This is a genomic window from Streptomyces yerevanensis, from assembly GCF_000716805.1.
GTDB classification, from domain to species: domain Bacteria; phylum Actinomycetota; class Actinomycetes; order Streptomycetales; family Streptomycetaceae; genus Streptomyces; species Streptomyces flaveus.
Genome location: NZ_JNWJ01000016.1, coordinates 1 through 12,329 on the forward strand (window position 1 = coordinate 1; position 12,329 = coordinate 12,329).

The following is a 12,329-nucleotide window of genomic DNA, read 5'->3' on the forward strand; positions in this document are numbered from 1 at the left end:
GAGACAGGGCCTGAACGGCCTCGTCCTCAAACGCCGGACAGGCTGCTTGTGCCTGGACTGGGCGGGTGGAGGTGCAGGTGGGCAGGTGGGCCGGTGTGCTTGGGCCGATACGTGCGGGTGCGGTCACTCCCCCCGCCGAGCCGCCGCCCCCGCCCCCAACGCCCCCCGCTCCGGAGCAATCCCCCCGGGCACCGCCCGCGCCCGCGCAGGCGTCCCCGTCCAGCAAGTCCCCCTGCGGTCCAGCAGGCGGCCGAGCCACAGCTCCAGTGAGACCAGGTCCGCCAGGCCCTCCAGGGGCAGGGGTTCGCCGTCCGCCGCCGATCGGAGGGCCTTGCGGACCACCCTGGCCTCGATCAGGCCCGCCTGGGCCAGGAGCGGGGTGTCGAAGAGGTCGACGAGGGTGTCGGCGGCGGCGCGCAGGCCCGTGCGGGCGGCGGCTGTTGAGGAGGCGTGGGAGGGGGCGCCCCAGCCTGGGGGGAGGTCGACTACGCCGGCGCCCTCCAGGACCGTACGGAGTATGGCGGCGCGGGCGCCCGGCTGGACGCGGAGGGCCTCGGGGAGGGCTCGGCAGGCGCGTACGACCTGGTTGTCGAGGAAGGGGGCGTGCAGGCGCTGGAAGCGGATCTCGGCGGCCTGTTCCAGGATGCGGAGGTCGGCGGCGTGCCGGGCGAGGGCGGCGCGGGCGCGGAAGTCGCCGGGGCGCTGGCCGGGGCCGACGCTCGCCCGGCTCGTCGCGCCCGTCAGGCGAACCGATACTTCAGCGAGCGCCTCGCCGGTGAGCCAGCGCGCCGCGGGGCCCGGTCTGGCCCAGGTGAGCGCGGCGAGGGACGCCCCCACGGCACCTCCCGGCTCGTCGAAGCGCCGGTGCAGCAGCCGGTCGGCGAGACCCTGTATGCCGACGAGATAGGGCGTACGGGCGAGCTTGCGCGCCGCGCCGTACACGCGCGCGGGGACCATGACCGAACCGTCCGCCCTCGCCAACGCGGCGACGGGGCGCACCAGGTGACGTCGTTTGCGGTCCATCAGCAGGTCGGCGAGGCGCGCCGGGTGGGCGTCCAGGACCTGCCGGGCGCCGTACCCCGTGAAGTGGTCCGCGCTGCCCGCGGCGAGCCGCGCGCGGTGGCGGGCGGCGGTCACGAGGGAGGGGCCTGGTTCGTCCGTCAGGGGGCCGTCCAACTCGGCGTAGGGGAGGACCTCTTCGCCGCCGGCGACCACTACGTGGTGCAGCCGGGGGTTGGCTGCCAGCGTCCCGGCGCGCTCCAGTTCGGCCTCGCGCCCCTTCACGGCGAGGTCGTTGAAGGTGACTGCGAGGAGACGCTCACCGGCGCCGGTGCCGTGCCCCAGGACGGTGCCCGGCATTCCGGGGAGGCCGGCGGCAAGGAGGGCGAGGGTTCCCGAAGCGGGGCCTCCGGAGAGGTCGGCTCCGATGCCGGGTACGGGCATACCGCGCGCCGCACGCCGCTCGGCGGGCCCCATGCCGGGCACGGGGCCGGGGTCCACATCGGCGCCGGGGACGTGCCGGGGAGCGGCGAGACGAGCACGTACGGACTCCACCAGGGCGTCGCGTACGGCGTCCACCGCGCTGTCCGGGTCGGCGATGGGGGCCGCGACGGCGAGGGAGGCCACCGGTTCGTAACCGGCGATCTCGCGTGCGCCGGCGCGCAGGATCAGCGCGTGCCCCGGCGGGATGCGCTGAACGCCCAGGTAGGGCGTGGAGTTGTGCAGGGCGGCGGGTACGTCGGGGGCGGCGAGGATGGCCGCGAGGTGTCCGAAGTCGAGGTTGGCCTCGATGAGGTCGGCGAGGGGGAGCGCGGCCGTGGCGTACGCCGTGCCGCCCGCCCAGGGCGTGTAGAACACCGGCCGTGCGCCCGCCAGATCGCCGCACACCATCACCCGGCGGCCCACCTGGACGACCGCGGTGTAGCTGCCGGACCAGGCCGTCAGATGGCGAAGTGCCCCTCCGCGCGCGGCGACCAGGCCCACCCGCAGCTGTTCGTCGGAGGCGCCGCAGGTGCCGAGCACCGCGATCCGGTTCTGTGCGTCGGCCTTCACGACGCGCACCTCGTCGGGGCGCCAGTCTCCGACCGCCCAGAGCGGATCCGGGTCGCCCCACAGGAGTTGGGACCCCACCGGGTGCACCGTCTCACCGTCGCTGCCAGTGGCCCCCGCCGAGCCGACCTCAGGAGCCGCAGTGGCGGTACTGCTCCACCCCACCAACCACCGCATCGCCGCCTCCACAGGCTGTGGACAACCAGTGCACCGTACGAACTGGGCACCATGCTGCCACGAAGAGAGCGCGCCGGTGGGCCCCTGCCTTCGCTTGTGCTCCCCAGAGTGCGCCCCTGAGGAGATGCCCGCAATGGAGCGAACGCACGCACCGAGCAGGGAGATTACGACGTGAATGCGCCCCCGGTTCGCTCCCCCACGACACCCAACGCGCCCTCAAGTGCCATGGTAAGAGGGGTATTCGACCTCAGAAGGCAGGGGCGAAAATCAGCCAAATCCGTGATGGGCGCACGGGCGTGCACACGCTCCGTACAGACCCTGCGCAACGCACGATCCGGGAGGCGGAGTTCGCCTCCCGGACCGGTCCGCCGCCCGCGGGGATATGTGACGGCGGTGTCCCCCAGCCCACTGGATCCAGTACAGCGGGCCGACCCACGCAGGATCCATGGAAGCGATTCGACGGTGGCCGGAGAAGAGCGCACGGGCGGGCGCACAGCCACACACCAGGAGCACACCACAACGCTGCGTGCTTCCCCGCGGACCACAATCCCGCCATCCGGAACTATGCCTCTTAACGCATGGGATGCGGCGAACTACGCTGGGTTTACGAATGCCGCGTGGTTATGCCAACGCGGCAGCCGTCTGTGTCGAGGGGTGGCGCATGTCCAGGGAGCAACGCGGGCCGAACGACAAACTCGGCGCCGTTCTCGCCCTCGCGGGAATCAGCAACGCAGGCCTCGCCCGTCGCGTCAACGATCTTGGCGCACAGCGCGGCCTGACTCTTCGCTATGACAAGACCTCGGTGGCGAGATGGGTGTCGAAGGGCATGGTGCCGCAGGGTGCCGCCCCGCACCTCATCGCCGCGGCCATCGGCCAGAAGCTCGGCCGGCCCGTACCGCTCCACGAGATCGGTCTGGCGGACGCGGACCCCGCACCGGAAGTGGGCCTCGCCTTCCCCCGTGACGTAGGACAGGCCGTACGGGCCGCGACGGACCTGTACCGTCTCGACCTCGCCGGGCGCAAAGCCGGCTCCGGCGGTATCTGGCAGTCGCTCGCCGGATCGTTCGCGGTGAGCGCGTACGCGACTCCCGCCTCCCGGTGGCTGATAACCCCGGCCGACAGCTCGGTGGCCCGCGACGCGAGCCCCGTGGAGGGTTCCGGAGCACCGCTGAAAGTCGGCCACAGCGACGTGCAGAAGCTGCGTGAGGCCGCCGAGGACGCCAGGCGCTGGGACTCCAAGTACGGAGGCGGCGACTGGCGTTCGTCCATGGTGCCCGAGTGCCTACGAGTGGAGGCGGCGCCGCTGCTGCTCGGCGCGTACTCCGACGAGGTGGGCCGGGCGTTGTTCGGCGCCTCGGCCGAACTGACCCGCCTCGCCGGGTGGATGGCCTTCGACACCGGCCAGCAGGAGGCCGCACAGCGGTACTACATCCAGGCGCTGCGTCTCGCGCGCGCGGCGGCCGATGTGCCTCTGGGGGGCTACGTACTGGCCTCCATGTCCCTCCAGGCGACGTACCGCGGCTTCGGCGACGAGGGCGTGGACCTCGCCCAGGCCGCCCTGGAGCGCAACCGTGGCCTGGCCACGGCCCGCACCATGAGCTTCTTCAGCCTCGTCGAGGCACGCGCACACGCGCGTGCCGGCGACGCCCAGGCGGCCGGCGGGGCCCTGAAGGCCGCCGAGGGCTGGCTGGAGCGGGCCCGCGACGGCGACCAGGACCCGTCCTGGCTCGGCTTCTACTCGTACGACCGTTTCGCCGCCGATGCCGCGGAGTGCTACCGCGATCTCAAGGCTCCGCGCCAGGTGCGGCGCTTCACCGAGCAGGCGCTGTCGAAGCCGACGGAGGAGTTCGTGCGGTCGCACGGCCTGCGGCTTGTGGTGTCCGCGGTCGCCGAGCTGGAGTCGGGGAACCTGGACGCGGCGTGTGAGCAGGGCGTGCGCGCGGTGGAGGTGGCGGGGCGGATCTCGTCGGCCCGCACGACGGAGTACGTGAAGGATCTTCTGCATCGGCTGGAGCCGTATGGGGATGAGCCGCGGGTTGTTGAGTTGCGGGAGAGGGCTCGGCCGTTGCTGGTCGCTCCCGCGTAGAGCTGGGTTCCTTCGCGTCTGCCGGGTCTCGGTCGTCTTGCGACTGCGGGTTGTGTGTGGCTGGTCGCGCCCACGCGGCGGAGCCGCAAATCGATACAGCCCCGCGCCCCTATCGGGGCCTGCGGCCCCTCAAGCGGGCGCGCCCTTTCCCAGGTTTGAGCGCGTTGTCAGTGGTGCAGTGCACTATCTAACTGGGAGGTGGGAGTGGTGCCGCGGGTGATCGTTTATGACTGTGATGTGGTCGTGGTCGGTGGGGGGATCGTCGGGCTGTCGACTGCGTATGCGATCACGCGGGCCGCGCCGGGGACGCGGGTGATGGTGCTGGAGAAGGAGCCTGGGCCGGCGCGGCACCAGACGGGGCGCAACAGCGGGGTTATCCACAGCGGGATCTACTACCGGCCCGGCTCCCTCAAGGCGCGGTATGCCGTGCGGGGTGCGGCCGAGATGGTCAAGTTCTGTGCGGAGTACGGGATCGCGCATGCCGTGACGGGGAAGCTGATCGTCGCCACGGAGCGGGACGAGTTGCCTCGGCTGCATGCGCTGGTGCAGAGGGGGCGGGAGAACGGTATTGCGGTACGGGAACTGGGGGCGTCCCAGATCGCCGAGTACGAGCCGGAGGTCCGGGGGCTCGCTGCCATCCACGTCGCCACGACAGGCGTCTGTGACTTCGTAGGGGTGGCTCGGCAGCTTGCGGAGGCTTCCGGGGCGCAGATTCGGTACGGGGCGGAGGTCACGTACATCGACCGGCGTCCCGACCTCGGGGTCGCCGTTCGTACGGGCGATGGTGACGTCGTACGCGCGCGTGTGCTGGTCAACTGTGCGGGGCTGCACTGTGACGAGATCGCTCGTCTTGCCGGGGACGAGCCCGGGATGCGGATCGTGCCGTTCCGGGGGGAGTACTACTCGCTGGCGCGACCCTGGCTGGTGAAGGGGCTGGTGTATCCGGTGCCGGATCCCGCGTTTCCGTTCCTCGGGGTGCATCTCACCCGGGGGATCGACGGGGGTGTCCATATCGGGCCGAACGCTGTGCCGGCGTTGGCCCGCGAGGGATATGACTGGCGGACCGTACGGGCTCGGGAGCTGGGGGCGACGCTTGCCTGGCCCGGGTCCTGGAGGATCGCTCGGCGGCACTGGCGGTATGGCGGGGGTGAGCTGCGGCGGTCGGTGTCCAAGGCGGCGTTTGCCGCTGCTGTGCGGCGGTTGTTGCCCGCGGTGACTTCGGATGACCTGGTTCCGGCTTCCGCGGGCGTCCGCGCCCAGGCGGTCCTTCGGGACGGCACGCTGGTGGACGACTTCCTTCTTCGGGAGGGGCCGCGGACGGTTCATGTGCTGAACGCGCCGTCCCCTGCGGCTACCGCTTCGCTTCCGATTGGGCGTGAGGTGGGGCGGCGGGTTCTGGAGGCGTTGGGGCGGGGGTGACTGCGGAGTTTCTTTCCCCAGCCCCGCCCCTTCCCGAAACTGGGGGCTGCGCCCCCAGGCCCCCCGCCAGGGGGTGGTGGGTCACACGTCGTGTCGCGGCTGCGGGCCCGTCGTGGCTGGTCGCGCAGTTCCCCGCGCCCCTGAAAAGACTGCGGCTTCCCGCACCCAACCCACTCCGTAGAATCAGAACCACTGTGTCTGAACGTCAAAACACCGAAGAGTCCCGCCGCCCCCACCCCCGCGCCAAAGGCGAACCCCGCTTCCCCGACGGCCCTCGCCCCGACCCCGCCGGCTCCCACTTCGAGCGCCGGATCCGCAGCTTTCAGCCGCGGCGGAGCCGGGTCACCCAGGGGCAGGCGGACGCCTTGCAGCGGCTGTGGCCCAAGTGGGGGCTGGACATCGACGGGCAGCGGAAGATCGATCTCGCGGAGCTGTTCGGGAACGACAAGCCCGTCGTGCTGGAGATCGGGTTCGGGATGGGCGAGGCCACCGCGCGGATGGCCGCCGACGATCCCGACACCAACATCCTCGCCGTCGACGTGCACACCCCGGGCCAGGGCAACCTCCTCAATCTCGCGGACCAGAAGGGTCTGTCCAACATCCGGGTCGGCAACGGCGACGCGATCATCCTGCTCAGGGAGATGCTCCAGCCGGACTCCCTGAGCGGCCTGCGCGTGTACTTCCCGGACCCCTGGCCCAAGAAGCGTCACCACAAGCGCCGCCTGATCCAGCCGGACTTCCTCACCCTGGCCGCGTCCCGCCTCAGGCCCGGCGCGCTGCTGCACTGCGCCACGGACTGGGAGCCGTACGCCGAGGTGATGCTCGAAGTCCTCACCGCACACCCGGACTTCGAGAACACCCGACCGGACGGCGGTTATGCGCCCCGCCCGGACTTCCGCCCGCTGACCCGTTTTGAGGGCCAGGGCCTGGACAAGGGACATGTGGTGCACGATCTGCTGTTCCTCCGCGTGCCATCCAGCATCACGCGCAGCGCCACGTGAGCCCGGCACCATCGCCAGCCAACCCCCTCCCTGGTTAGGGTCGATGCCGTGGCCACCAGTCCCCCGTATCCGGCGTACCCCCCGCCCCCCGGCACCCCCGCCGGAGGCACCCGGCGGCATACACACTGGTGGCGCCGCAAGTGGGTGCGTTACGGCGCGCTGACCACCCTGCTCGCCCTCTCCGGTCTCGTCATCCTGGCCCTGGTCCGCGAACAGACCGGCACCGAAGGCTTTTTGGTGGGCTTAGGCCTCGCCGTACTGCCCGTCCCGCTGCTGATCGCCGCGTTCCGCTGGCTGGACCGGGTCGAGCCGGGGCCCTGGCGGAACCTGACGTTCGCGTTCGCCTGGGGTGCCTGCGCGGCGGCGCTGATAGCGATCGTGGCGAACAGTTTCGCGACGCGATGGATAGCGACGGCCACCGCGGACCCGTCGAGCGCCGACACGATCGGCGCGACCGTCATAGCACCCGTCGTGGAGGAGAGCGCGAAGGCCGCCGCCGTCTTACTCGTCTTCCTGTTCCGCAGACGGGACTTCACCGGGATCGTCGACGGCGTGGTGATAGCGGGGGTCACCGCGACCGGCTTCGCGTTCACCGAGAACATCCTCTACCTCGGCACCGCCTTCGGCACCGACCAGCTGAGCGGCGGTGACGGCGGCATCGCCTCCGTCACGGCCGCCACCTTCTTCGTACGCGTGATCATGTCGCCCTTCGCGCATCCGCTGTTCACCGTGCTCACAGGCATCGGCTTCGGCATCGCGGCGCTCTCCGCGGACCGCCAGCACATACGACGCGTACTGCTGCCCTTCACGGGCCTGTTGCTGGCGATGGGCATGCATGCCCTCTGGAACGGCTCCTCGACCTTCGGCACGTACGGCTTCTTCGCGGTGTACGCGGCGTTCATGGTGCCCGCGTTCGGCCTGCTGACCTGGCTGGCCATCTGGACCCGGCAGCGTGAACTCGGCACGATCCGCACCGAACTGCCCGCGTACGCCATGGCGGGCTGGCTGACCGTTCCCGAGCCGTTCGTGCTCGGCTCGATGAAGGCGCGGCGACTGGCCCGTGAGTACGCCACGCATCACGGCGGACGCGCGGCGGGGCGGGCGGTCGCGGAGTACGAGGCGTACGCGACATCGCTGGCGTTCCTGCGCCACCGGGGGCGCCGCGGCCGTGCGAGCACCGATTTCGTCGTACGGGAGCGGGAGTTGCTCCACGAGCTGTGGGCCCGCCGCGAGCTCGCCCGCCCCGCGCTGGCGTACGCGGCCCGGGCGACGGCTCCCCTCCCGGTACCGCCGCCGTGGCCCGCGTACGGGAACACGTACGGGAACACGTACGGGCAAGGGTCGCCCTACCCGGCGTACGACCCGGCCTACAACCCCTACCGGAACTAGCCCGGAACCAGGCCGGCACCAAGAAAAACCAGGACGCCACCCGCTTCTCGTCCGAAAGCGGATGGCGTCGAAGACCTGGTACCTGGTCGGGACTTACGGGTTGAGCCCCTTGCTCCGCAGCCACGCCGCCGGGTCGATTCCGTCGCCGCCCGCCGTCTTGACCTCCATGTGGAGGTGCGCACCGGTGACGTTGCCGGTCGCACCGACGCGGCCGATGACCTCGCCCGTGCTGACCTTCTGGCCGACACTGACGCTGATCGAGGACTGGTGGGCGTACCAGACCTCCGTACCGTCGTCGAGCTTGAGCTTCGTGAGGTAGCCGTACGAGCCGTTCCAGCCGGCCTCGGTGATGGTGCCGCTGTGTACCGCCTTGAGCGGCGTACCCGTCGGGGCGGCGAAGTCCAGGCCGGTGTGGGTCCCGGAGGACCACAGCGCGCCGGACTGACCGAAGGTCGAGGTGATGGTGTACGAGGACGTGGGCAGCGCGAAGCTCTTGGCGAGCTCGGCGAGGCGCTCTGCCTCGGCCTTCTGCCGGGCCTCCTCCTCCGCTTTCTCCTTGGCGGCTTCGGCCTTGGCCTTGGCCGCTTCCCGCTCCTTGGCCGCCTGCTCGGCGGCCTTCTTCGCGGCGGCGGTCTCCGCGGCCCTCTTGGCCTCGCGGTCCACCTGGTCCTGCTGCCGCTCGGCCTGGAGGACGATGCGGGCGCGCAGGGCCTCACCCGCGTGGGAGTTGCCCTGCTTGGCGTCCGCCGTGGTCAGACCGGCCTGGGTGAGCGGCGTAGTGGAACCGGCCTCTTCCTCGGGCTCGTCGTCCGAGATCAGCGGCAGGTCGGGCAGAGTGATGGAGACCGGCGGCTTGCCGGTGTTCGCGCTGGCCATACCGCCCGCGCTGACGGCCGCTATGACGCCGACGCCCAGAACCGTCGAGCTGCGTGCGAGGCCTCCGCCGCGCTGCTTGCCGACGCGGTGCCTGCCGCGGATGGGCTTGAGGGAATCCTCTGTGGGGTTCCACTCCTCCCAGGTCTCCTCGTCCTGGCGTTTGCCGTAGCCGAATGAGTCGGGCTGCTGCTCATCCGGTGCGAACGAGGTCTGGGGGGCAGGCCGGTTGGACGCCACGTAGGCGCACTCCTTTCCTTCCTTGTCGCCTACCGGGTTAGCTGACGGGTTCGGAGCAGGAAGGTCTCCTACGCGCGTCACTCACGGTGTCTCCACCGAGAACAACGCCCGATTCACCCCAAGTTGGTGGTTCCCCGGTTCCCTTGCGGGATTCGGCGCGTGCGCACGGAGCCGACTCTTGTGCCGGCTGGGACGACCGCGCTGCGTTATCGAACGTTAATAGAGGCAGGCACCGGATTCCAAGCTGTTCTGGAGATTCGTTGGCGGCCTTGGCCTGGACTTTCAGGTCATGAGCGGGATGAATCGGGCGAGTTGACCGCGACTCGGAGGCAATTCACCGCTGTGACTTCTGTTGACAATGTTTCAGTTGCTAACCGGAGTGAGTTGACTCAACTACTACCGGTGATATTGAGGCCCTTCAGGCATCAGACCCGGGGCGATTCAAGAATCCGCCTCACGGCCTCCTGACCGCCAGCAGCGCCATGTCGTCTGTCGCGCCCCCGACTCCCGTGTGCCGGACGACCTCCTCCACGAGCGTGGCGAGCAGCGCCCGAGGGCCTCGGAAGGTCCGGCCCGCGAGGCACCGGGCCGGGTCGAAGAAGACGCCGTGCCGGTCCCGGGCCTCGGTCACCCCGTCCGTGTAGAAGAGGAGGGTGGCCCCGCCGGGGAACGGGACCTCCTGCGCACGGTCGGGCCACGGGCCCAACTCGCCCATCCCGAGCGGCAGTGCGGGGTCCTCGGCCCGCAGCGTGTCCAGCGAGCCGTTCCCGTACAGCAGGAGCGGCCCCGGGTGACCGCGGTGGACGAGGCGTACGACAGCGCCAGCGTGCGGGATCTCGGCGAGTACGGCGGTGGTGAAGCCCTCGACCGCCTCGAGGCCGCCGCGCCGGGCGGCCTCGCGCACCAGCGCCCGCTCCAGCCGCTGCGCCACCGCCTCCAGGGTCGCCTCCTGCTCGGCGGCCTCCCGGAAGGCCCCGATGAGCACGGCCACGGCCGCCACCGCGCCCATGCCCTTCCCGCGTACGTCCCCGACGACGAGCCGTACGCCGTGCGGGGTGTCCTGCACGGCGTACAGATCGCCCCCGATGAACGCGTCCGCCTGCGCCGCCTCGTACCGTGCCGCGATGTCGAGCCCGCCGATCCGCTCGGCCGGCTCGGGCAGTACGGCGCGCTGGGCCGCCTCCGCGATCTCGCGCGCGGAAGCGAGACGTTTGTCACTGCGGCGTACGAGACGGTTGATGACAAGGGCCAGCACGGCGACCGCCGCCGCGGTGGCCACCTCCGTGGCCGCTCCCACGTCGAAGGAGCCCCTGATGTGCAGCAGGGACAGGGAGGCAACGGCCACGACTCCGGTGCGCAGTGTGTTGGCGAACGTGGAGAGGGGTGCGGCGATGAGCGGGGCCACCGTGAAGAAGGGCACCGCGGTGAAGGGGGGAGGGGTGAGGAGGTCGTAGCAGACGCCCGCGACGATCAGCAGCACCGGGAGAGCCCGGACGAGGGTACGGACGTACGCGGCGCTCCGCCCGCCGGTCTCCATTTCTCCGGGCCCCACCACTGTGTCTCCTGCCCTTCACCGCGCTCTGTCCAGTTTCCCGGCGAGTGGTCGGGGAGCGACCTGTGCGGGCCGAGTGGGTGAGCGGGCCATCGGGGACAGGAGGACCGTCGGGAACACCGGGAACACCGGGAACACCGGGAACGCCGGGAACGCCGGGAAAAACACTCAGGGCCGGAACCCGTAGGTTCCGGCCCTGAGTCTTCAGTAGCGGGGACAGGATTTGAACCTGCGACCTCTGGGTTATGAGCCCAGCGAGCTACCGAGCTGCTCCACCCCGCGTCGGTAAGACCAGTGTACGCCATCCGCGGGACGCTCAGCACACGGTTTTTCGCTCCCTGCTCTTAACCGGTCCGCTGCTCTCAGCCCAGCCGGTCCCTGTCACTGGCCGAGCAGATGGCGGTTGGGCTCAGCGGCCCGCTCCCCGTATTCCGGGAGTACGACGACATCGACGCCCTGGGCGGAAAGCAGACCGCTTCCGTCGGCGGACGGCACGAACGTGTCGGGCTCGCGCCAGGCGGTGACCACGCGGCGTACTCCTGCTTCGAGGATCAGCCGGGCGCAGGGCGCGGGCCGGGAGGCGCGGCGGGCGCAGGGTTCCAGGCTGCTGTAGACGGTGGCGGTGGGAAGGCGCGGGTCGGCCGGGTCGAGCTTGGCGAGGGCGGCCTCCTCGGCGTGCGACACGGGGTCGGACTCGCGGGAGTAGCCGCGGGCCAGTTCTGTGCCGTCGGCCGCGACGACGACCGCGCCGACGCTGAACGCGGTCCGCGAGGGCGGGCACCGGTCGGCGAGCTCGCAGGCGAGCTCCAGCCAGTGCCGGTCGGCGGCGGAGGCCAGCCCGCCGGCACCGGGCGCCGTGGGTACGTACCGCATGAGCACCACGTCGCCCACCGGCCGCGTCTCCACGAGCCGCATCCGGTTGCGCACCCCGCCCGGGTAGCCGCCGGGTCCGAACAGCCGAGGTGCGTCCGGCTGGCCCACGAGGAGGGGCGTGAGGGCGAGCTGCAACTCGTCCGCGAGGCCCTCCTGGAGCAGCTGCGTGTGCACGCGTCCGCCGCCTTCGACCATGAGTCGCCGTACGCCTCGTACGTCGTGAAGGTGCTCGAGTACGGCCGTCCAGTCGAGCTCCGGTCCGACGGGGACGACGTCGACGCCCAGTCCGCGGAGGGCCGCTGTGGCTTTCGGGGCGCCCTTGTCCGTCGTATAGACGATCTTCTCGCCGCCCGTGGACCAGAAGTTGAGGGCCGGGTCCAGGTCTCCGCTGCCACTGACGGTGACCTTCAGCGGGTACTCCGGGCTGCCTTCCGCGAGCCTGGCCGCGCGCCGCTCGGCGGAGTTGACCAGGAGGCGGGGGTTGTCGGCGCGCAGGGTGCCCGCGCCGACCAGGATCGCGTCGGACTGGGCCCGCACCTCGTCGACCCGGTCGAAGTCGGCCGGGCCGGAGAGCCGCAGCCGTTCGGGGCCGGTGTCGTCCAGGTAGCCGTCGAGGGAGACGGCGGCGGACAACAGGACGTAGGGGTGGGGCATGGGGCGTACTCTCCGC

Annotated in this window: 8 protein-coding genes, 1 tRNA gene and 1 riboswitch; of the genes, 4 read left to right on the top strand and 5 right to left on the bottom strand. The window is 71.1% G+C overall.

What is annotated here, in order from left to right:
- Positions 1-123: 123 nt before the first annotated feature.
- Entirely contained in the window at positions 124-2,226 is a 2,103-nt protein-coding gene (locus tag OP79_RS18510) for an asparagine synthase-related protein (protein WP_033321365.1), read from the bottom strand.
- Positions 2,227-2,887: 661 nt separating this feature from the next.
- On the opposite strand from OP79_RS18510, the gene OP79_RS18515 reads away from it, so the two are divergent.
- From OP79_RS18515 to OP79_RS18530, 4 genes are all read left to right on the top strand, one after another.
- Positions 2,888-4,312 carry an NsdA family TPR-like regulatory protein gene (locus OP79_RS18515; protein WP_033321366.1) on the top strand — a complete coding sequence of 475 codons (1,425 nt, stop codon included), beginning with the start codon at positions 2,888-2,890 and terminating at the stop codon, positions 4,310-4,312.
- 207 nt (positions 4,313-4,519) lie between these two features.
- Entirely contained in the window at positions 4,520-5,731 is a 1,212-nt protein-coding gene (gene lhgO / locus OP79_RS18520; RefSeq protein WP_425428581.1) for an L-2-hydroxyglutarate oxidase, read from the top strand.
- Between the two features lie 194 nt (positions 5,732-5,925).
- Complete coding sequence (gene trmB / locus OP79_RS18525) at positions 5,926-6,732, top strand: tRNA (guanosine(46)-N7)-methyltransferase TrmB (protein ID WP_245685366.1); 807 nt, start codon at positions 5,926-5,928, stop codon at positions 6,730-6,732.
- A 48-nt stretch (positions 6,733-6,780) separates the two neighbouring features.
- The gene (locus OP79_RS18530; protein WP_033321368.1) at positions 6,781-8,121 is read left to right on the top strand and encodes a PrsW family intramembrane metalloprotease; all 1,341 of its coding nucleotides are present in this window, start codon (positions 6,781-6,783) and stop codon (positions 8,119-8,121) included.
- A gap of 93 nt (positions 8,122-8,214) precedes the next feature.
- Here the strand turns inward: OP79_RS18530 and OP79_RS18535 are convergent, their stop codons facing one another.
- From OP79_RS18535 to OP79_RS18550, 4 genes are all read right to left on the bottom strand, one after another.
- Positions 8,215-9,234, bottom strand: coding sequence for a M23 family metallopeptidase (locus tag OP79_RS18535; protein ID WP_033321369.1), 1,020 nt, complete (start codon positions 9,232-9,234; stop codon positions 8,215-8,217).
- A gap of 11 nt (positions 9,235-9,245) precedes the next feature.
- Positions 9,246-9,402: riboswitch (cyclic di-AMP (ydaO/yuaA leader) on the bottom strand.
- A 286-nt stretch (positions 9,403-9,688) separates the two neighbouring features.
- The gene (locus OP79_RS18540; RefSeq protein ID WP_033321370.1) at positions 9,689-10,771 is read right to left on the bottom strand and encodes a PP2C family protein-serine/threonine phosphatase; all 1,083 of its coding nucleotides are present in this window, start codon (positions 10,769-10,771) and stop codon (positions 9,689-9,691) included.
- A 223-nt stretch (positions 10,772-10,994) separates the two neighbouring features.
- A tRNA-Met gene (locus OP79_RS18545) sits at positions 10,995-11,068 on the bottom strand.
- A 99-nt stretch (positions 11,069-11,167) separates the two neighbouring features.
- Positions 11,168-12,313 carry a dihydrofolate reductase family protein gene (locus OP79_RS18550; protein WP_033321371.1) on the bottom strand — a complete coding sequence of 382 codons (1,146 nt, stop codon included), beginning with the start codon at positions 12,311-12,313 and terminating at the stop codon, positions 11,168-11,170.
- Positions 12,314-12,329: the final 16 nt, after the last annotated feature.